This window comes from Acidimicrobiia bacterium, from assembly GCA_036396535.1.
In the GTDB taxonomy this organism is placed as follows: Bacteria; Actinomycetota; Acidimicrobiia; order Spongiisociales; family UBA5794; genus DASWKR01.
The window spans coordinates 15607-36282 of sequence record DASWKR010000002.1 but is presented as its reverse complement, the minus strand read 5'-3'; the positions used below and the strand labels follow the sequence as shown (position 1 = coordinate 36282).

Genomic DNA, 20676 nt, shown 5'->3' with positions numbered 1-20676 from the left:
GCCAGCTGCCCGTGGCCTGCGAGCGGCGCGCATGACGAGAAAGGGCCGTGGCGATCGTGTACTTTGCACACTGACCGAGAGGGTGCCTCATCACCGAAGGCGACCACATCAGGCATCGAACCGCACAGGCGGCGGTGGCGGCGCGCCTGCGCTCGGACATCCTTCGGGGCGCATACGAGCCGGGGACCCGGCTCCTACAGAACGAGATCGCCGAACGCTTCGAGACCTCGACGACTCCGGTGAGAGAAGCGCTCCGCCAACTGGTCGCCGAGGGCCTGCTCGACGGGGACCCGCACCGGGGCGTCCAAGTCCACCCGGCGACCATGGACGAACTGGAGCAGCTCTACGAGATCCGCATGGCACTCGAGCCGCTGGTCGCCGCGGCGACCGTCAGGAACGCTGATCCGCAGGACCTGGCGAAGGCACGGGCGATGACGGAGGCAATGAAGGCCGAGCCGGACCCGGCGCGCTGGGTCGCCCTCAACGGCGAGTTCCACCGCCTCCTCGCTGAGGCGGCGCGGCGGCCCAGGCTCGCCCGGATCCTCGAGAACCTCCGGAACCTCTCGGCGCTCTACGTCGCGACCTCGATCCACGAGGCGCCGCAACGAGTCCAGGCAGGCAACGCCGAGCACGATCAACTGCTCGACGCCATCGAGAGGGGCGACATCGCCACCGCCGAGCAGGTGACCCGCGACCACCTCGAGCATACCCTCGAGCTCGGAAAGCTGTTCCTACGAGGCCGGTGAGCTCGAGCGCTTCGGCGCCTCTCCGAAACCCATCACGGTGAGCCCGCTTGTGTTCTCGCTCGGGGTCGGCGACGCGTCGATCGCTATTGGTCGATGGCTGTGCGCGCTTCGATGAGCGCCACGAACTCGGGACCGCTCAGCGCTGTGTACGAGCCGGTTCCGAAGTCGATGACGACTCTCGTGTCGCCACCGACCGCTTCGTAGGGCAGCGCCATGACGTCGATCAAGTCGTCGGGGAGCTGCTCACAGGCGAGCAATCCGGTTGGCGCGAACACGACGCTGATCGGTCCGGGCTCGTGTGGGAGCGGAAGCGAGATCATGTACTCCGTGTCGACTCGAGAGACCGGGAAGTGACCGAGGATCGTTCCGTCCTCGGCCAACAGGTAAGTCTGCATCGGTTCTCCGTCGAACGCCCGAGTGTCGACCAGCGCCGGCACGACGGGCCATGCCACCACATCTCCCTCGGCGACACCGCTCTGTAACTGCCGCTCGATGTCGTTGATGTCCGCCGTCACCCGTATCCCGGTCAATAGATCCTCCATGGCGAGCTCCTCGGTCAGACGCTCGGCGGTTCGGATGATCCATGCTCCATGCTCTCGGCCGACGATCGACTTCTCGGCGGCCCGGACATGGAGGAGGAGTGCCTCCAACTCGGTCAGCCCCGGGTCAGGTTTGCCGGCAGGCCCGCAGCTTTGCTCGTCGTCGAGCGACACTGCGAACTCGGCGGACGGAAGGGATCGCATCATGTCGTGGAGCACACCAACCATTCCCGGGTTCTCGGATCTGTCGTCGGCGACGGGGGCCACCAGTGACGTCCCCTGCCCTAAGGGGTTCCAGAGGGCAACGATCTCGGTTCCGCTCGCATCGCTGAGCAGCCAGTTCTCCGTTGCATCGTCCAGCAGCATTCGTAGCTCAGTGAGAGATTCAGCGTCCGCCCGTGCCGAAGGCGACGGCGCCCACAGAACGTCGACATCTCGAATCTCGATCGACGCATAGAACCGGAACGCCTGGTGCTCCTCACGGTCGAACACGTCGTCCCCACGAACTGCCGAGAGTACGGCGCCGCCGTGGTCGATCATCCCCTCCACCAGCGGCAACAGCGCCACGACCGGCGCCACCACTTTGGCGTCAGGCTCGACCACGATCGTTGAAACCGTCGGCGCGTCGATCACAGCCGAGGTCGACGCCGCCACCGATGATCCAACTGTCGGGCCCGCGGCCGATGTCGGCACACCGTCGGCTATGGGCGCTTCCTCACACGCCGACAGCATCGAGAACACCAGCCCAAGGAACACCGCTGCCACTTCACTCGTCCACGGCCGTACGTTCCATCGCTCGAACACAACCACTCAGCGGTCATGAGTCCTCTACCTCCATCAACCTGCGAAGCCGCGCATACAAGCTACATCGAGACGCAAATTGTTCGACGTCAAGGACTCGAACTTCGCTCGCACAACCACGGCGTTCGTGGATCGATTCGTTCCGGGCCGAAGCACACCATCGATGAGCAGAGCCGCAGCGAATAGCGCCGCCGCCGCCCCGACCCGAAGCAACGTCTCGGTCGCGTGCTACGACCGGCTTCCACACCCACTGAATACCCACCGAGCTTCCAACCGATCAACTACTGGCACCCTGCGCAGGGGCCGAACGTCTCCCAGGCCCTCACCACCCACCGACCGGCGCAGGCTCCGCGGTCCCGGGAGCCCGCCCGTCAGGGGCACGGCTCCCCGGAACATGCGGGTTGTCTCCTAGAGGTCGTTACTTGTGGACCGCGAACTGGATGTCGACGCAGTCCGGGTTGCACGCTCCCATGAAGGACGTAGTCTGCAGCTCGAGAAGGGCTGGATCCGAATGGGCGGGTCCGTGGTCTTGGATGACCAGATGGATCTCGGCTGCTGTGGTCTCGAGTCCGGTCACCGGACTGGGCACCAGTGCGCCGTCGGACGGTAGGCCGATCACTACCTTGATCCCGGGGCCGCCGTTTGGAACTTCGCCAACGCCGAGGCCTCCGTTGAGTGCTAGCCGTCCCGCGGGGTTGGCCACCCCACCGGTCTTGGTCCACACCACCGAGATGCGCGCTGCATTGATGGTTTCGAAGTTGGGACTGCCGTCGGCGTTGAATATGTCGTCCTCGCCGCAATCGCCGCTGCAATCATCAGGGTTGTTGAAAATGACGTACCAAGCCGTGTAGGCATTTCCCCCGGTTACCCGAGTGCGGATCTTTGTGGCGACCCCGTCCGATTGCCGATCGAGCATGGAGAAGGACCCCGTGACCTCTTGTTCCGTGGCGAACTCGATTATCGGCTGCTTCTCCTTGGAGCCAGCGAGTGCTGCCTGTGGCAGCGCCAGCAGGAATAGGGTAATCACCGAGAGAACAGTGGTGATGCGTCTCATATTCTGTTCCTCCTGGGTTGGTGAATGCGGTTTATGCACTCCTCATTGTGTTGGTTTGCGGCCATGTACCACCGCGTCGCTCCATCAGAACCGTCGTCTGCCACCTCCCTCAGATCGCCTCTGTACCCGAGTCCAACCGTAGCGATCGGCTCTGCCTGCTGCGGCGGCTCACTCCCCGACCCCCAGCTGCTGCCCCCAACGAGCGGCTCATCCGTGCCGAGGTGCACAAGTTCACATGCGACGGCGAGCTCGAACACGAGCGGGAGGCCGGTTACCTGTTCGACGCGGCGCTTCGGCGCCGCTCACCAGACCTTGGCGCGCACGTTCGGTGCCCGCATCATGGGGTCGTCGTCGTCCAGATCGAAGGCTCGGGCGAACTCGTCGAGGTTCCCGAGCGCCCCGTTGCATCGGAACATCGGCGGTGAGTGGGGATCGGTTTGGACGTTGAGTCGTAGGTACTCGTCCGTCTCGTTCGAGCGCCACACCCTGGCGAACGACAGGAAGAACCGCTGTGCGGGCGTGAGCCGGCCGATGAGAGGGCCGACCATGTCGCCGATCGCCACACGCAGGGCTTCGAAGGCGATCGTGAGGCCTCCGAGGTCTGCGATGTTCTCTCCCAGCGTGAGGCGGCCGTTGACCGGCAGGTCGCCGACGACGCGGTACCCGTCGTATTGGTCGACGAGCACGTCGGCTCGCCGCTCGAACTCGGCCCTGTCCTCCTCGCTCCACCAGTTGGCGAAGTTGCCTGAGGCGTCGAATCGGCTCCCCATGTCGTCGAAGCCGTGGGTGATCTCGTGGCCGATCACCGCCCCGATGCCGCCGTAGTTGATCGGATCGTCTGCCGTGGCGTCGAAGAAGGGTGGCTGGAGGATGCCTGCCGGGAAGACGATCTCGTTGCGCAGGGGGTGGTAGTAGGCGTTGACCTCGTGGGGGGCCATCGACCACTCGTTCGGGTCGACCGGCTCGTGGAGTTGACCGAGCCGCCTCCGGAACTCGAAGCTCTTGGCGTCGAGGCGAAGCGTCACCCACGGCCCCCCGGAGAAGGAGAGGGCCGTGTAGTCCCGCCACACGTCGGGATACCCGAGCTTCGCCGAGAATCCGTCGAGCTTGGCGAGTGCCGCCACCTTGGTCTCGTCCCCCATCCACTCGAGGGAGCGGATGGCACCCGCCATGGCCTCGATGATGTTGGCGACCATCTGCTGAGCTCTCTCCTTGGCTTCGGGACCGAAGGCGTGTGCCACGTACACCTTGCCCACCAGCTCGCCGATCTCGGCCGTGGCGGCCCGCAGGACCCTCTTCCACCTCTCCTTTTGCTCCTGCTGGCCGCCGAGGATGCGTCCGTAGAAGTCGAACGACTCGTCCTCGAAGCGTTTCGGAAGCGAGGACGCCGCTGCCGAGAGCAGGTGCCAGGTGGCGTAGGCCCTCAGGGTCTCGACGGATGCGCTCGTGAGGATCTCGTCGACCTCTCCGAAGAACCCCGGGTTGCCGACGTTGACCGCCTCGATCCCGGTGACTCCGACGCTGTCGAGGAACGCCGGGAGCCCAAAGCGCGGCATGAGCGCTTCGAGATCGGTGGCTGCGAACCGGTTGAGGACGAGATCCATGTTGCGTTGCTGGGTGTTCGTGTACGAAGGCTCGGCGAGCGCCGTCTCGAGGTCGAGGATCGCCGCGGCGGAGTCTCCCGGGTCGGGGTGCCCGCCGAGCTCGAGCATGGCCGCGACGTGCTGGACGTATTGCTTGCGCAGCAGGGAGGACTGCTCGTCCTCCCTGAAGTAGTAGTCCCGCTCCGGAAGGCCGAGGCCGCCCTGGTCGAGGTAGAGGAGGTGGGTGGTGCTGTCGTCGAAGTCCGGCAGCACGCCGGCGTCGATGGGCAGACTCACGCCGACCTCGGCCAGCCGGGCGGCGACCGAGCGCAGACCGGCGACGTCCTCGATGGCATCGATGGCGGCCAAGTGCTCGGCGAGCGGCGCCAGCCCGTGGCGCTCGATCTGCTCAGTGTCCATCCCGGCCCGGTAGTAGGCCGCAACGCGCCCATCGATGGACGGCTCGTCGCCGGCGGCGGCCGCTTGCAGCAACTCGTGGAGCATGTCCTCGTTCGCCTTGCGGACCTCGTCGAACGCCGCCCACCGAGAGTGGTCCGATGGGACGGGGTTGGCGGCCATCCATCCGCCGTTGGCGTACCGGTAGAAGTCGTCGCCCGGGCTCGTCGTGAGATCCATGTCTGCGACGTCGAACACTGGGTCGTCGCGTTTCGGCTCGATCGGCATCCTGGGGAATCTACCGGGGAGCCGTCACGAGGACGACGACCGGGAGTCGCCCTTCTGCAACGACGAGACTGCCTCGACGACGGGCCCGAAGTCGGGCAATTCGAGCGCGTTCTCCTCCGACCAGACGTAGCGAACCACCCGGTCCTCGTCCACGACGAACAGAGATCGCTTCGCCAGGCCGCGGTGGCCCTTCCAGATCTCGTATCGCACGCCGTATGCGCCACACACCTCGCCGTCCCAGTCGGAGAGCAGCGGGAAATCGAGCGGGAGCGTCTTGGCGAACGCCATCTGTGAGAACGTCGCGGTCACGGCGATGGCAGCGATGTCTGCCCCGGCGGCGCGGATCTCAGGTGCGAGTGCCCCCAACTGGGACAGCTCGTGGCTTCATATCTCGCCGAAGTCGAAGACGTAGAAGGCGAGAACGACGGGGCCGCTCTCGCACAGCCGTTCCAGCGACACCGAGTCGTCGAACGTGTGGCGCAGGTGCCAATCAGGAGCGAGGTCGCCGACCGCCAGCGGCTCGGGACGGATCGGGGACGTGAAGCGGGTCATGCGGACAGTATGGCCTCTCCGGCCAGTCGAGTAGCTTTCTGCCCCATGCCGGATGACCCCGCCGAGATCATCGCCCTCGAAGGCGTCTCGGTGGTGCGCGAGGGCAGGCACCTGTTGCGCGATGTCGACTGGAGGGTGGCGGCGCACGATCGGTGGGTGGTGCTCGGACCGAACGGCGCAGGCAAGACGACGATGCTGCAGGTCGCCTCGATGTACCTGGCGCCGACGCGGGGCACCGTTCGCCTGCTCGGGAAGGCGCGGGGCGCCTTCGATGTTCGTGAGCTTCGAAGGAGGGTCGGGTACTCGGGGGCCGGCCCGGCCGCCCTGGTACGGGTGACGCTCCCCGCCATCGAGATCGTCATCACCGGCAAGCACGCCGCCTTCGTCGACACCCGCTGGCACGAGTACCGGCCGGACGATTGGGACAGCGCGCGGGCGAACCTGGACCGGCTCGAGGCGGGGCACCTCGCCGACAGGACGTTCGGGACCCTCTCAGCCGGCGAGAAGCAACGCGTACTCATCGCCAGGAGCCTCATGACGAAGCCGGAGCTCCTGCTTCTCGATGAAGCGACCACGGGCCTCGACCTGGGAGCCAGGGAACACCTCGTCGCGTCGCTCGGCGCAATGGCCAGCGACCAGGCGAGCCCGGCGTGCGTGCTGGTGACACACCACGTCGAAGAGATCCCTCCCGGCTTCTCACACGTCGCCATCATCTCGTCGGGAGCCGTGGTCTCGGCGGGGCCGCTCGACGAGACGCTCACGACGGAGGCGCTCTCCGACGCTTTCGGCATCAGGCTCGAGATGCGGCGCGAGGACTCACGGTTCCATGCCTGGAGCCCGTGAGCCCTGCCGGTGCGAGCGTACCGAACATGCGGCGCGGCCCGGCATGACTAGGTGACTAGTCACGGCGCGAACAGGGAAAACCCCACGACGGACTACTGCGGAATGTGCCATCCTCTGCCGATATCACTCACGGTTGGTCATAGGGCGACCATCGGGGGAGACGGTTCGGGTGACGAGATAGGGCTGGGTAGGAAGCGACCAGGCAGGAACGAGAGATGATGCGCAACCGTAGGTCCAAAGAAGCGGCGGAAGAGACGAGCCGCGTGAGCGAGCGGCTCCGCCAGATCGGCGCCGCCAAGACGCACAGCGAGTCCGACCCGGTGGTGGTCGAGCGTCGCCTGCGCAACCTCTCGTTCGGCCGCAGCGGCAGCTGACGAACGGCGGGATGAGCCGGCGGGCGTTCGAGCGCCCCCCGCTCCATGACACGGACATCGTCATTCGGCGATGCGCTCTCTGGCAACGATCCGACTCGGTGAGAGCCTGACGAGGTGCTCGCCGGGGACGCCGTTGCGAGCCCCGAACTCCTCAGCGAGGCTCTCTCCCATGTAGCGCCCCCCGATCCGGGTGGCGTACTCGACGAGCTCTCCCAGACCGGACGAGACGGAGACCGTTCCGGAGACGAGCACGAACGCATACGGCGGCCGCTCGTCCTCGACCAGGAGGGCCACCCGGGGATCGCGGCCGATCGCCGTGAACTTCACCGACTCGTGCCACGTCGTGAACACGAGGTCATCACCGTCGACGATGAACCACACCGGCGTCACGTGGGGCGAGCCGTCCTCTCTCGAGACAGCGAGCTTGCCGGTCCTGGCGCCGGCAGCCATGAACTCGTACGCCTCCTGGCGGCTCATCTCGCGCACGACCGCCACGCTACCTGACCTTGCCGGAAGCCCCGCGTGCTGCGAGATTGCAGCGCCGGAGGTGCACGGGTTGCAGGCGATCCAGATCTCGGAACATGGCGGCCCCGATGTGCTGCGGCTCGTCGAGCTGCCGGACGCAGAGCCGGGCAACGGCGAAGTCCTCGTCGATGTCGCCGCTGCCGGGGTCAACTTCATCGACGTCTACCACAGGACGGGGCTGTACGAGGTCGACCTGCCGCGGGTCCTCGGGGTCGAGGGAGCAGGCACCGTCCGCGCCACTGGGCAGGGCGTCTCCGGAATCTCGACCGGCGACGTCGTCGCATGGGCCCAGGTTGCCGGCAGCTATGCGAGCAGGGTGGTCGTCCCGGCGTCCGCCGCCGTCGTCGTGCCCCACGAGGTGCCCGCCGAGACGGCGGCGGCGATGATGCTGCAGGGTCTCACCGCCCACTATCTCGTGAACGACACCCATCGGCTGGCAGCAGGCGAGACGTGCCTGGTGCATGCTGCGGCGGGCGGAGTCGGGCTGCTGCTCGTTCAGATGGCCAAGGCCAAGGGAGCCGTCGTCTTCGGAACTGCGGGGAATGAGGAGAAGGCCCGCCTGGCCCGGAGCGCGGGCGCTGACCACGTCATCCGCTACGACGAGACGCCGTTCAGGGAGGCGATAGAAGCGATCGCCGGGCCGCGGCCCCTCGCCGTGGTCTACGACGGTATCGGCCAGCCGACGTTCCACGACGGCCTGGCGCTGCTGCGGCGCCGCGGGACGATGGTCACGTTCGGCAACGCGGGAGGCCCAGTCGAGCCGATCAGCCCTCTCGTCCTGTCCCGGAACGGTTCCGTGTTCCTGACCCGCCCGACGCTCGGCGACTACATCGCGACCCGCCAGGAGCTGGAGTCGCGAGCAGAGGCGGTCCTCGGCATGTGCGCCACGGGAGCCCTCGAGGTGACGATATCCGCCAGATACCCTCTCTCGGAGGCGGGGCGGGCCCAGGAGGATCTGGCAGCCAGGCGCACGACAGGCAAGGTGCTCCTCATCCCCTGACCCGCCGCTCAGGTCGAGACCCGAAGCTGCCGATCCCTGCAGTCAGGCCCCATACGACTGAAGGGGTCTTACCCTTCGGGACCCGACCCTCCAGGATTCACGTGAAGAAGATCTCCCTGTTGCTCGCCGTGGCCTTCGTCGCCGGCGGCGGCTACGTCGCATTCCGCCTCCTTGGAGACTCCCCGACGGCCACGACGACGTCGGCTGTGCAGGCGGCGACCACCACGACGTCGGCTCAGACGACGACGGATGCGCCGGCCGGCTACGAGGCATCGTTCATCGAGGCGGACTGTGAGTTCCAGGAGCCCATCGGCGTCGACGTCACCTGCGGGTTCCTGCGAGTCCCCGAGAGCAGGGAGGACGTCGACAACGGGAGGACCGTCGAGATCCACGCCGCCGTCTTCGCCGCCACCGACCCGAGCCCGGCGGCGGATCCGATCGTCTACCTCGACGGAGGCCCGGGAGGCTTCAGCCTCGAACCGCTCGAGTTCACCTTCTCGACCGTCTGGGAGCCGTTCATCGGTCCCCGGGACCTCGTCATGTTCGACCAGCGGGGCACGGGCTACTCGATGCCGTCGCTCGAGTGTGAGGAGGACCGCCAACTCACCTTCGAGTTGCTCGACGACGACCTCGATGCCGCCGAATACTCGGCCCGTGAAAGGGAGGCGGTCACCCGGTGTCGCCAGCGCCTCGCGGAGCGGCGCGTCGACCTCTCCGCCTACAACAGCAAGGAGAACGCAGCCGACGTTGCCGACCTCATGAAGGCGCTCGGCTATGACGAGTGGAACCTCTTCGGCATCTCATACGGAACCCGGCTCGCACAGACCATCATGCGCGATCACCCGGAGGGCGTCCGGTCGGTGATCCTCGACTCGGTGTACACGCCGGACGTCAGCCTCCTCACCGGTGCGCCGGAGAACCTGGACCGTGCGATCAAGACACTCCTCGACGGGTGCGCCGGCAGCCAGGACTGCGCCGCGGCGTACCCGGACCTCGAGAACCGACTCTTCTCCCTCGTCGATGCCCTCAATGCCGCCCCTCTGCAACTCGACGTCAGGGACGTCTTCACCCAAGCACGCTACGACGCCGTCTTCGACGGCTATGCCTTGCTCGGCACGGTCTTCCAGGGTCTCTACTCGGCCGAGGTCATCCCGATCCTGCCGCAGATGATCGACGAGTTGGAGCGTGGCGACACCAGGACGGCCGGGCTCCTCGTGACGAACGACCTGGCCAACGGCGCATTCTTCAGCCTCGGGATGCACTTGTCGGTGCAGTGCAACGAGGAGGTGCCTTTCTCGACGAAGGCCGACGTCGAGGCGGCTGACGACGCCTTTCCACGGTACGGCGAGTTCTTCGAAGGCGCATCGAACATCGGTCCTCCGATCTTCGCCCTGTGTGACGTGTGGCAGGCCGGGAATGCCGACCCGATCGAGAACGAGCCGGTGTCCAGCACCATCCCGACGCTCGTCCTGTCCGGTGAATACGACCCGATCACGCCGCCCGCTTGGGGCAGACTGGCAGCCGACCAACTCGCCGAGGCGACGTTCCTCCTCTTCCCGGGCGTCGGGCACGGGGTCACCGTCTCTGCGGACTGCCCGCGACAGATCATGTTCGGGTTCCTCGATGATCCGCCGTCGACTCCCGACGTGGGGTGCATGTCTGATATGGGCCCCCCCGCCTTCAAGGTGCCGGGCCAGGTGGGAGACCAGGTCGAGCTGGTCGCATTCGACGTCGACATCCTCGGGTTCGGCTTCTCCGGCGTCCGGCCCGACGGCTGGGACGAGATCGGACCCGGAGCGTGGATTCGGGGCGACTCCGGCATCGACCAGACCGCCATCGTGCAGCAGGCGATCCCCGGTCTCGGAGACCCGTCGCTCGTCGTCGACCTCTTCAGCCAGCAGATGGGGTTCGACTCGTCACCTGAGGCGGCTGGGACCCTCGAAGCAGGCGGCCGCACCTGGCAGCTGTTCACCGCCACGATCGACGGATTCCCGATCGACATCGGGGCGGCCGACGTCGACGGCACCGTCGCCGTGGTCATGCTCGTGTCCGACGACGCCGAGCGGAGCGCTCTCCTCGAAGAGGTATTCGTCCCTGCCCTCGAGGCGTTCGAGACCCGCTGACTCTCAGCGCGACAGCATGCCGAGCCTCGTGGCGTGGAGGCGCTCGGCCATGACCTCGGCCACCCGCATGACGACCCGGTAGCCGCACTCCTTGTCGGCCTCGAGCCGGCTGCGCAGCTCGGAGGCGTCGTACACGATCGCCCGTACAGGCGTCTCCGCCACCGCGTCGAACTGCCACACGTACGGCTCGAACAGCCACGACCAGCCGAGGGCACTCCCCTCCTTGACGGCCTGCACCTGGCGTGGAGTCCCGCCCGCAGGCGAGCTGAGCTGCAGCGAGACGACCCCGGTGCGGATGAGGAAGAAACGATCTGCCGGAGCGCCGGCCTCGAAGATCCGCTCCCCCGTGTTGTGTTCGGCGAGCCGGCCCAGGTCCTGGAGCATGGCGACGTCCGAGTCGGCCATGCCCTTCACGAAGGGATGGGCCGCAACGTACTGGCGCACGACGCTCGACTCGTCTCGGTGCTCGTCGGTCACGCCGTCAATCTACCCCGGGCCTCCAGGCGTACACTCGCCGAATGGACCAGGAGACGACCGCCGCAGCCCTCTCGGGGCACCACGACTACGAGCCTCACGTCGGGTACACGCGGCAGTACTGGCGGGACATCATCCTCGGGGTCAACGACGGGCTCGTCTCCGTGTTCCTGCTGGTTGCCGGCGTCGTCGGTGGCGGCCTCGACGCCAGCCAGGTGCTGCTGACCGCCATCGCCGGAGCGGTCGCCGGCGCCATCTCGATGGCGGCCGGAGAGTTCCTGGCGACCCGCTCGCAGGAGGAGGTCTTCGACCGGGAGATCGCCCTCGAGCGAGAGCACATCCGCAACCACACCGACATGGAGATCGACCAGTTGCGCGGCATGTTCATCGACCTTGGGGTGCATGCCGAGGACCTCGACGCCACGATCGCCGCCTTCTCGAGGGACGAGGAAGTCTTGTTGAACGCCATGAAGGTGCTCGAGTTCGGGATCGTCGACTCGGAACGCCGCTCTCCGTATCTCGCCATGGTCATGTCCGGCATCTGGTTTCTCGTCGGATCCGTTCCGTCCGTGCTGGCCTTCCTCATCGCAGACAGCGTCAGCACCGGATTCACGATCGCCGGCGGCCTCACGGCGGTTGGCCTCTTCGCGGTCGGCGCCATGAAGACGAGGGTCACAGGGACGAACCCGATCGCTTCCGGGGCACAAAACCTCGTCATCGCAGGCGTCGGCGGGTTAGTGGCGTACGTCATCGGTCTCGGGTTCGATACCTCCATCGGGTGATCTCGCCTGCTCGAGCCCGAGAGCGGATTACGCTTCGTTGCGTGAAACCGCGCCTCAAGTTCGTCTTGATCGCGGCCGCTGCCCTCGCGGCTGCGGTCTACGCCAGGCGCCCGGTTCGACCCCCCGAGACCAAGGGTACGTGGCACCCTGCCGACCAGGAGCGGGCTCCCCGCTGAGATGCGAGTCGCGCTGCACGATGAGTCGTCCGTTGCCGTCAGAGCGGGCCAGGTCCTGCTGGCAGAACGCGACTTGACGGTCCTCGGGCTCCTCGAGCGCGATCCGACGACGCACGACCCCCGCATCGAGAGAGTCGACGACCTCGCCGGATACGACGTGCTCGTGACCGACGCCCACCGAGACATGGACGGCCTCGTCGAAGAGGCGCTCGAAGCCGGCATCGGGTGTGTGCTCTTCGCCGGAGGGCCCGATATCGGTGAGCGTTACGGAAGCGAGTTCGATTCGATCGGGAGGACGCTGATCGTGGGCGCCAACCTGGCGACCGGCATCGCAAGGTGCCTGGCGGCGCACGAGACGGCACGCGGCGGGGAGGTTCTCGGTGTGACGTGTGCCTGGACCGAGCCCGGGTCGCGGCTGCGGCGCGGTGAGCCGGTCGCCTTCCCCGACCCGGTCGGCGCCCTCTGGGCGAAGCGGCGGCGCGGTCGCGACAAGCACGACCTCGTCGCACCGGTCGAGGGCGATTGGGCTGCCGCCACGGCGGCGGTCACGTCGGTGGTCGACGGGGGGGTCGTCTCGAGGGTCGTCGGAGTCGCCGATCTGTCCGCTCATCTCCAGGCGCTGGCGCTGGCGAGCGCCGCCATCGCCATCGACTCGTACGCCAGTGGTGCTCACCTGCCGGAAGCATCGGCCGAGCGCTATCTGATGGCTGCGCTCGGCGCCGGACTCGACGTCGCCGCCCACACGGCGGCGGCCTGAGGCGCGACGGAACAGTCAGGTCCGGGCGGGGGGGCGGGCCCGCTGCTGGGTGGTGGCGTGCCCGTTGCCCTGCGTCTGACCGGGGCGGCTCCTCGCCTGGGTCGTCGTGATCGGAGCGACGTTGTACGTCTCCTCGAGCACCGCCAATTCGACTCCTCCGACAACGTCTGCGATCAGGTTGTAGAGGACTGCTCCCAGCGTCATGAAGCCGGTGGCCATGATCGCCCCGACGACGGCGAGAAAGACGATCACCCTGAAATACAACTCGCCGTCGATGGTGAGCGTGAGGCTGACACGCTCGAAGATCTCGACTATCCGCTCCGGTATGCCGCGCTGCAGAGCCAGCGACCAGATCACCCACGTCCCGAGGACGAACATGAGAGAGGAGATCGCGTTGAAGACGATCGACACCTTGAGGACCGTCCACGGGTCGATCCTGCGTATGACCCTGCGGACTCGACGAACGGCCATGAAGCTAGGGCTCCTTTGGGATGCGACGAGTGTACCCGGCGTCGATCGCTACCCGACGGCACGCGGTGGAGCGGTCAGTCCTCCGACTCGTCCTGCTCACGCGGCACCAGGGCGACGGCGGTGAGCTGCGCCCCGTCGTCGAGGTTCATGACGCGCACCCCTGTGGCGTCGCGCTTCTGCCTGCTGATCTCGTCTACGCCCTGCCTGATGACGATCCCGTCGCTCGATGTGATGACGATGTCGTCGCCTTGGGCGACGGCCCGCGCGGTGATCAGAGTGCCTCGCACCCGAGTCAACTTCATCGCCTTGACCCCGATGCCGCCCCGCTTCTGCTTCGGGAACTCGCCCATCCTCGTGCGCTTGCCGTAGCCGCCGCTGCTCAGGAGCAGCACGTCGTCGCCCTCGGCGGCGGTGGCGCCCGCCACGACTGCGTCGCCCTGACGCAGCTTGACGCCTCTGACACCTTGGGTGTCGCGACCCATGGGGCGCACCTCGGTCTCCGAGAAGCGGATGCCTTGGCCCTTCGTCGTGAACATCAGCAGGTCGTAGTCCCCGGTGGTCGGCCGGACCGTCATCACCTCGTCGCCTTCCTGGAGCTTGATGGCGACGAGCACCGAGTTGCGGCTGTCGTAGTCGGAGAATTTGGTCTTCTTGACGAGCCCCAGCTTCGTGAAGGCGACCAGGTAGCGGAAGGACTCGTAGTCCCTGGTGTCGATGATCGCCTCGACCCGTTCGTCGGGCTCCATGGGGAGCACCGACTGGACGAGCGTGCCCTTGGCGGTTCGCTCCTTGCGAGGTAGCTGGTGGGCTCTGATCCGGTACACCTTGCCCCGATTCGAGAAGAACAGGAGGTAGGAGTGGGCACTCGTGTGGAGCACGTGCGTGATGACGTCGTCCTCGCGCAGCGCCGCTCCCCGCACCCCTCGGCCACCCCTGCCCTGGGTGCGGTACGTGCTGGCGAGCACGGACTTCACGTAGCCCGCCGCGCTGATCGTGACCACGAGCTCCTCGTCGGCGATGAGGTCCTCGAGCGAGAGATCTCCCTCGTCTGGGACGATCCGGCTCCTACGGTGATCGGCGAACTTCGCCCTGATCTCCCGCAGCTCCTCGGCCACGACCTCTGCCTGGCGGGCCTCGGAGGCGAGGATCGCCTCGAGCTCGGCGATCGTCTCCTGCAGGGCCGCCAGCTCCTCACGCAGCTTCGATGTCTCGAGGGCGGTCAGGCGCCGCAGCGGCATGTCGAGGATGTGGTTCGCCTGGATCTCGGTGAGCTCGAACCGCTCCATCAGGGTCGTCCTGGCTGCGTCGACGTCTGCGCTCGCCCGGATGATCTGGACGACCTCGTCGATGTTGTCGAGTGCGATGAGGAGTCCGTCGACGATGTGGGCGCGCTCCTGCGCCTTGCGGAGTCGGAACTGGCTGCGCCGTACGATCACGACGAGCTGGTGCTCCACGTAGTAGCGGACGAGCTCGGCCAGCCCGAGCGTGCGCGGCACCCCGTCGACGAGGGCGACGGCGTTGACCGAGAAGTTCTCCTCGAGCTGCGTCTGCTTGTAGAGCTGGTTGAGGATGACCTGCGGGTTGGCGTCCCGTTTCAGCTCGATGACGATGCGGATGCCGTCACGGTTCGTCTCGTTGCGGATGTCGGAGATGCCCGCCACGACCTTGTTGTTCACCAGGTCGGCGATCTTCTCCATGATCCGGTCGATCGAGACCTGGTACGGGATCTCGGTGACGATGATGGCCGGCCGCTTCCTGAGTTCGACGACCTCGGTGACGGCCCGCATCTTCACCGAGCCGCGGCCCGTGAGTAGGGCGTCGCGAATCCCCTTGTTTCCGACGATGTAGGCGCCGGTCGGGAAGTCGGGTCCCTTCACGAACTGCATCAGGTCCTCGGAAGTCGCCTCCCTGTTCTCGATGAGGTGGAGGCAGGCGTCGACGACTTCACCGAGGTTGTGCGGAGGGATGTTCGTCGCCATGCCGACGGCGATGCCGGTCGACCCGTTCATGAGCAGGTTCGGGAACCGGGAAGGGAGCACCGTGGGCTCCTCGTCCTGACCGTCGTAGTTGTCGACGAAGTCGACCGTCTCCTCGCCGATGCCGTCGAGCATGTGCACCGACAGTTGGGCGAGGCGACACTCCGTGTAGCGCATCGCACCAGGCGGGTCGTCGACGGTGCCGAAGTTCCCCTGCGGCTCGATCAGCGGGTAACGAGATGCGAAGTCCTGGCCGAGGCGTACGAGGGCGTCGTAGATCGCCTCGTTGGAGTGGGGATGAAACCGCGAGACGACGTCGCCGACGGCGCGGGCCGACTTCCGGAAGGCCGTCCCGGGACGCATCCCGGTGTCCCACATCGAGTAGAGGATGCGACGGTGGACGGGCTTCAGCCCGTCGCGAACGTCCGGGAGCGCCCGTGACACGATGACCGACATCGCGTACTCGAGGAACGACTCCTGCATCTCCCGTTCGAGCTCGGTCGGCTGGACGCGGTCGGTTCCATTGGGTGGCATTGGTCTCTCTCGTCTCCGTCAGATGTCGAGGAAGCGGATGTCCTTGGCGTTCGTCTGGATGAACCGGCGCCTCGCCTCGACGTTGTCGCCCATGAGCGTCGTGAAGACCTCCTCGGCAGCGAACTGGTCGTCCAGGTCGACGCGGAGCAACTCGCGGGCATCGGGGTCCATCGTGGTCTCCCACAGCTGCGAGGCGTTCATCTCGGCGAGTCCCTTGAATCGCTGGATGTTGAGCTTCTTGCCCCGGAGCTCCTTCTTGATCGAGTCGAGCTGCGCCTCGTCCTGGACCCAGAACGTCTTCGTGCCCGACCGCACCGAGAAAAGGGGCGGCTGCGCGATGTAGACGTAGCCGGCCTCGATGATCTCGCGCATGTGACGGAAGAAGAACGTCAGCAGCAGCGTCCTGATGTGGGCGCCGTCCACGTCTGCGTCCGTGAGGATGACAACCTTGTGGTAGCGCGCCTTCGTGACGTCGATCTCGTCGCCGATCCCCGTCCCGATGGCGGTGATCAGCGACTGCACCTCTGTGTTGTTGAGGACCCTGTCGATGCGGTTCTTCTCGACGTTGATGATCTTGCCGCGGATCGGCAGGATCGCCTGGAACTCGCTCTTCCTCGCCTGCTTCGCCGACCCCCCGGCCGAGTCGCCCTCGACGATGAACAACTCGCTGACCGCCGGGTCCTTCGACGAGCAGTCCGACAACTTGCCGGGAAGGCCGGCCCCGTCGAGGAGGCTCTTGCGGCGGGTGAGGTCGCGTGCCTGACGTGCTGCGATGCGCGCCTTGGCGGCGTGCATGCCCTTGTCGACGATTCGCCTGCCGTCACCGGGGTTGCGTTCGAGCCACTCCGGGAGGGCGGAGTTGAGGGCCTTCTCGACGAATGAGCGGATCTCGGTGTTGCCCAGCTTGGTCTTCGTCTGCCCTTCGAACTGCGGATCCCTCACCTTGACCGAGACGACGGCGGTCAGACCCTCGCGGACGTCCTCACCCTGGAAGTTCTGGTCCTTCTCCTTGAGAACCCCTCTGCTCCTGGCGAAGTCGTTGATAGCCCTCGTCAGGGCCTTCTTGAGCCCCTCCTCGTGGGTGCCGCCCTCGTGGGTGTTGATGTTGTTCGCGAAGCTGAGGAGCGTCTCGGTGTAGCCCGCGGTCCACTGCAGGGCGATGTCGACCTCGGCTCCGGCCGCTCGCTCCTCGAAGTAGGCGACCTGGCGGTGGAGCGGATCACGCGACGTGTTGAGGTACTTCACGAAGTCGACGAGCCCGCCCTTGTACTGGAACATGTCCTCGACCGGCTCGGCGCCTCGCTCGTCGCGGAAGCGGATCTCCAATCCCTTGTTGAGGAACGCCATCTCGCGCAGCCGGCTCGTCACGGTCGTCGCCGTGTACTCCGTCGTCTCCGAAAAGATCGTGGGGTCGGCCCAGAACGTCACCTCGGCGCCGGTGCGCTTCGCCGCCTTGCCCTTCGCCAGCTTGTCGACCGCCTTGCCGTACTCGAAGGCCTGGGTCCACGTGAAGCCTTCCCGGACGACCTCCACCTCGAGGCGCTTCGAGAGCGCGTTGACGACGGAAACCCCGACCCCGTGGAGGCCCCCCGACACCTGGTAGGCGCCCGACTGGAACTTGCCTCCGGCGCCCAGCGTCGTGAGCACGGTCGTCACGGCCGGTTGGCCGGTCTTGGCGACCTTGTCGACCGGGATGCCCCGACCGTTGTCCTTGACGCGAACGCCCCCGTCCGCCAGCAACGTGACGTCGATACGGGAGGCGAAGCCCGCCATCGCCTCGTCGACCGAGTTGTCCACCACCTCCCAGATGAGGTGGTGGAGACCCTTCGGTCCGGTCGTGCCGATGTACATGGCGGGGCGCTTACGGACGTGCTCGATGCCTTCGAGGACATCGATGTCCTTGGCGTCATACGACGTGCTTGCAGAGCTCTTGGCGGCACTCAAAAGGAACCTCGCTGGTACGCCAGAACGTACGTGTGGAGTGGAATCTCAATACTGTGATTATAGCCGAACGGCCTGGAAGCCCTCACTCTCGGGGACCCGACGGCGCCCTCGTCCTGGCGACTCGAATCGTCACCCGGAGAGCATCCACGACGCCGAGCGGACCCGCCAGAGCGCGTCCGATCCGCCGCGTCTCGTACCGGAACATCGAGGCGGCGGCACCGTCGGCCACCTCGACGACGACGGTGGCGCCGTCGCACCTCACCGGTCGAGCCCGGTCGGCCCACTCCTCCCCCGCCACCTCGTGCCACACCTGCCTGACCACGAGCATCGGGCTCATCGAGCCGCCTCCGATGCCGGCGATGACGCCGTCGAGGAGATCCCCGATGCTCGCCAGCTCTTTGCGCCCCTTCATCGCTTCATCCTGCACGGATCACCCCTCCTTCGACGTGCCACCGTGTTCCTGCGACCGGAACGTCATCTTCTCTGGCGCTGGTGACAAAAACCTGGCCGCGGGGCAGCAGGCGCATCACGCCTTCCGCCCGGAGCGGGTCGAGCTCGGAGAACACGTCATCGAGCAGCAGGAGCGGCGGCCGGCCGTGTCGCTCCTCGAGGAGGCGGTATGCGGAGAGGCGCAACGCCAGAGCGGCCGTCCGCTGCTCGCCCTGGCTCGCCATCGTTCGCACGTCGCGGCCACCGAGCACGAGCCCCGGCTCGTCCCTGTGCGGTCCGGCCGTCGTGGTTCTCTGCTCCTGGTCGCGGGTCCGTCGGTCGAGGAGGGCGGCGCGCAACGCCGGGGCATGATCGGCCGGCCGGCGCGAGGCGGCGCGCCAGTCGTCTCCGGCCCATCTCGAGGCGTACGTAGCCTGGAGAGCCTCGCCGCCTCCGACGTCGCGATAGGCGGCCTCGAGAGATGGCGCCAGCCTGTCGAGAAGACTGAGCCGATGCGCCAGGACCTCGCTTCCCTTCTCGGCGACCCGTTCGTCCCAGACGTCGAGCTCGACAGGATCGACATGACGACCCTCGGCGCGCAAGAGCGAGTTGCGTTGCCTGAGGGCCTTGTCGTACTCGGCCTGGTCGGCTCCGGCCGAAGGCGAGAGCATCGCCGCCAAGTCGTCGAGGTAGGCCCTCCTGATCGCCGGACCACGCTTGACGAGATCGAGGTCGTCCGGGAGGAAAGCCACCACCGGAACCTCGGAGCGCACGTCGCTGTAACGCCTCGGACGCTTGCCGTTGACCATGACCCGGCGGGGAGCCGCCACGGGAAGGGCGATCTCCACTCGGAGCTCGCCGCTCTCCCGCTCGAAACCACCCCTGACGATCGCCTCAGGCGACTCTGCTCGGATGAGGGCGGCGTCCGGCGACCCACGGAACGACCTGAGCGCCGAGAGGTACGAGATCGCTTCGAGCACGGTGGTCTTGCCGGTTCCGTTGTCGCCGACGAGGACGTTGACCCCGGGAGCAGGATCGAACCGCAGGTCTGGGTACGACCGGAAGTCGGTCAGCTCGAGCCAGGCGAGGTGCACGGGGGCTGCGCCGTCACAGTCGTACCGGCATCAGCAGGTACCGGAAGTCCGGCGAGCCGACACCTGTGACGAGCCCCGGTTTGAGCGGGTCGACGGACTCGATGACGACCTCTTCCGAGTCGATGGCCGCCACCCCGTCCGTGAGGTACCTGGTGTTGAAGGCGATCGTCATCTCTTCGCCCTTGTAGTCGCCCTCGATGTGCTCGGTCTCCTCGCCGACCTCCTGCCGGGTCACCGTCAGCTCGACACCGCCTTCGTGCATGCCGAGCCGCACCGGGATGTGATCCTCGGCAACCAGCGAAGCCCTGCCGACGGCGTCCATGAGCGCCTCTTTCGCCACGACGAGCCTGTTCGGGTACTCCGACGGGAGCAGGGTCCGGTAATTCGGGAAGGTCGCTTCGATCACCCTCACCGTCAGCCGGCCGCGTTCCGAGGCGAACACCGCCTCGCGTTCCCCCAATTCGACCGTGATCTTCGGCGCACCAATCGACCTGCCGACCTCTCGGAGAGCCCGATAGGGCACGAGCGTCGTCGGTGTGCCGCCGACACCCGGAAGGTCCCGGACCGCCAGCCGGTACGAGTCCGTCGCCACCAGGCGGAGGTGATCCGCATCCGTCTCGAACAGCACGCCGGTGAGCGTCGGGCGGGCCTCGTCCGCCGACGCCGCCACGCCAACTTGGGCGAGCGCCTTGGTGAGCAGCTCGCCATCCACCTCGCTGCCCCCGGATCCCGAGCCGTCGCCGAGGTTCGGGAAGTCGTCGACGGTGAGCTCCCGCAAGACGAATCGCGGGCCGTTGCCCGTGATCTCGACTTGACCGTCGCGGGCCTTCATCGACACGGCACCGACCGGGAGGCGCCGTACGGCGTCGGCGGCCAGCTTGGCCGGTATGACCGTCTTACCCGGCTCCTGGACCTCGACGTCGAGATTCGTCCGGATCGTCGTCTCGGTGTCCGTGCCGGTCACCGTCAGCGTCTGGCCGACGACCTCACACAACACCCCCTGCAGGATCGGGAGCGGCGATCGGCTGCCAACCGCTCGAGCAGCCCGTCCTAGGACGTCTGCCAGGTCATCTCTTTCGGCTCGAATGTGCACAGCTCGGTGTTCCTCTGCGTCGACTGTATTTGATTCAAAGAATCATTCGTAGTGGTAGTAGGGCCTGTGGATTGTTGACAGGTGTTGATTCTCCCAGGTCTCGACGCCTCCGGATCGCTCAC

At 66.7% G+C, this 20676-nt stretch carries 20 protein-coding genes; 7 read left to right on the top strand and 13 right to left on the bottom strand.

Annotation, left to right across the window (positions count from 1 at the left end):
• The first annotated feature begins 134 nt into the window (after positions 1-134).
• On the top strand, positions 135-746 hold the full coding sequence (locus VGC47_00260; GenBank protein HEX9853735.1) for a GntR family transcriptional regulator: 612 nt from the start codon (positions 135-137) through the stop codon (positions 744-746).
• 83 nt (positions 747-829) lie between these two features.
• Here the strand turns inward: VGC47_00260 and VGC47_00255 are convergent, their stop codons facing one another.
• From VGC47_00255 to VGC47_00235, 5 genes are all read right to left on the bottom strand, one after another.
• On the bottom strand, positions 830-1939 hold the full coding sequence (locus VGC47_00255) for a hypothetical protein (GenBank protein ID HEX9853734.1): 1110 nt from the start codon (positions 1937-1939) through the stop codon (positions 830-832).
• A gap of 565 nt (positions 1940-2504) precedes the next feature.
• Positions 2505-3140 (bottom strand): hypothetical protein, encoded by a 636-nt coding sequence (locus tag VGC47_00250; GenBank protein HEX9853733.1) that lies wholly within the window; start codon positions 3138-3140, stop codon positions 2505-2507.
• Between the two features lie 302 nt (positions 3141-3442).
• Positions 3443-5407, bottom strand: coding sequence for a M13 family metallopeptidase (locus tag VGC47_00245; GenBank protein HEX9853732.1), 1965 nt, complete (start codon positions 5405-5407; stop codon positions 3443-3445).
• A 24-nt stretch (positions 5408-5431) separates the two neighbouring features.
• A complete protein-coding gene (locus VGC47_00240; protein ID HEX9853731.1) occupies positions 5432-5782 on the bottom strand; it encodes a redoxin domain-containing protein in 351 nt (116 codons plus the stop codon).
• Positions 5783-5791: 9 nt separating this feature from the next.
• Positions 5792-5959, bottom strand: coding sequence for a hypothetical protein (locus VGC47_00235; GenBank protein HEX9853730.1), 168 nt, complete (start codon positions 5957-5959; stop codon positions 5792-5794).
• 45 nt (positions 5960-6004) lie between these two features.
• On the opposite strand from VGC47_00235, the gene VGC47_00230 reads away from it, so the two are divergent.
• On the top strand, positions 6005-6802 hold the full coding sequence (locus VGC47_00230) for an ATP-binding cassette domain-containing protein (protein HEX9853729.1): 798 nt from the start codon (positions 6005-6007) through the stop codon (positions 6800-6802).
• A gap of 434 nt (positions 6803-7236) precedes the next feature.
• Here the strand turns inward: VGC47_00230 and VGC47_00225 are convergent, their stop codons facing one another.
• On the bottom strand, positions 7237-7653 hold the full coding sequence (locus VGC47_00225; GenBank protein HEX9853728.1) for a PPOX class F420-dependent oxidoreductase: 417 nt from the start codon (positions 7651-7653) through the stop codon (positions 7237-7239).
• 79 nt (positions 7654-7732) lie between these two features.
• Here VGC47_00225 and VGC47_00220 point away from each other — a divergent pair, with 79 nt between their 5' ends.
• Positions 7733-8701: a quinone oxidoreductase gene (locus VGC47_00220; protein HEX9853727.1), complete on the top strand. Its 969-nt coding sequence runs from the start codon at positions 7733-7735 to the stop codon at positions 8699-8701.
• Between the two features lie 101 nt (positions 8702-8802).
• Entirely contained in the window at positions 8803-10824 is a 2022-nt protein-coding gene (locus VGC47_00215) for an alpha/beta hydrolase (protein HEX9853726.1), read from the top strand.
• Positions 10825-10827: 3 nt separating this feature from the next.
• Here VGC47_00215 and VGC47_00210 read toward each other — a convergent pair whose 3' ends face one another.
• Complete coding sequence (locus tag VGC47_00210; GenBank protein ID HEX9853725.1) at positions 10828-11301, bottom strand: cyclic nucleotide-binding domain-containing protein; 474 nt, start codon at positions 11299-11301, stop codon at positions 10828-10830.
• Positions 11302-11342: 41 nt separating this feature from the next.
• Here VGC47_00210 and VGC47_00205 point away from each other — a divergent pair, with 41 nt between their 5' ends.
• Genes VGC47_00205 through VGC47_00195 form a run of 3 tightly spaced genes read left to right on the top strand, consistent with a single transcriptional unit; the run spans position 11343 to position 13013 of the window.
• The gene (locus VGC47_00205; protein HEX9853724.1) at positions 11343-12080 is read left to right on the top strand and encodes a VIT1/CCC1 transporter family protein; all 738 of its coding nucleotides are present in this window, start codon (positions 11343-11345) and stop codon (positions 12078-12080) included.
• Positions 12081-12121: 41 nt separating this feature from the next.
• Positions 12122-12256 carry a hypothetical protein gene (locus VGC47_00200; protein ID HEX9853723.1) on the top strand — a complete coding sequence of 45 codons (135 nt, stop codon included), beginning with the start codon at positions 12122-12124 and terminating at the stop codon, positions 12254-12256.
• A gap of 1 nt (position 12257) precedes the next feature.
• Positions 12258-13013 carry a hypothetical protein gene (locus VGC47_00195; protein ID HEX9853722.1) on the top strand — a complete coding sequence of 252 codons (756 nt, stop codon included), beginning with the start codon at positions 12258-12260 and terminating at the stop codon, positions 13011-13013.
• Between the two features lie 15 nt (positions 13014-13028).
• On the opposite strand, the gene VGC47_00190 is transcribed toward VGC47_00195, so the two are convergent.
• The 6 genes from VGC47_00190 to dnaN form a co-directional block, all read right to left on the bottom strand.
• Positions 13029-13484: a DUF3566 domain-containing protein gene (locus VGC47_00190; GenBank protein HEX9853721.1), complete on the bottom strand. Its 456-nt coding sequence runs from the start codon at positions 13482-13484 to the stop codon at positions 13029-13031.
• 74 nt (positions 13485-13558) lie between these two features.
• Positions 13559-15994, bottom strand: a complete 2436-nt coding sequence (gene gyrA, locus VGC47_00185) for a DNA gyrase subunit A (GenBank protein HEX9853720.1) — start codon at positions 15992-15994, stop codon at positions 13559-13561.
• A gap of 18 nt (positions 15995-16012) precedes the next feature.
• Positions 16013-17938, bottom strand: coding sequence for a DNA topoisomerase (ATP-hydrolyzing) subunit B (gene gyrB / locus VGC47_00180; GenBank protein HEX9853719.1), 1926 nt, complete (start codon positions 17936-17938; stop codon positions 16013-16015).
• Positions 17939-18020: 82 nt separating this feature from the next.
• Complete coding sequence (locus VGC47_00175) at positions 18021-18350, bottom strand: DUF721 domain-containing protein (GenBank protein HEX9853718.1); 330 nt, start codon at positions 18348-18350, stop codon at positions 18021-18023.
• Positions 18351-18354: 4 nt separating this feature from the next.
• The gene (locus VGC47_00170) at positions 18355-19461 is read right to left on the bottom strand and encodes a DNA replication/repair protein RecF (protein HEX9853717.1); all 1107 of its coding nucleotides are present in this window, start codon (positions 19459-19461) and stop codon (positions 18355-18357) included.
• A gap of 13 nt (positions 19462-19474) precedes the next feature.
• Entirely contained in the window at positions 19475-20554 is a 1080-nt protein-coding gene (gene dnaN, locus VGC47_00165) for a DNA polymerase III subunit beta (protein HEX9853716.1), read from the bottom strand.
• Between the last annotated feature and the right edge of the window lie 122 nt (positions 20555-20676).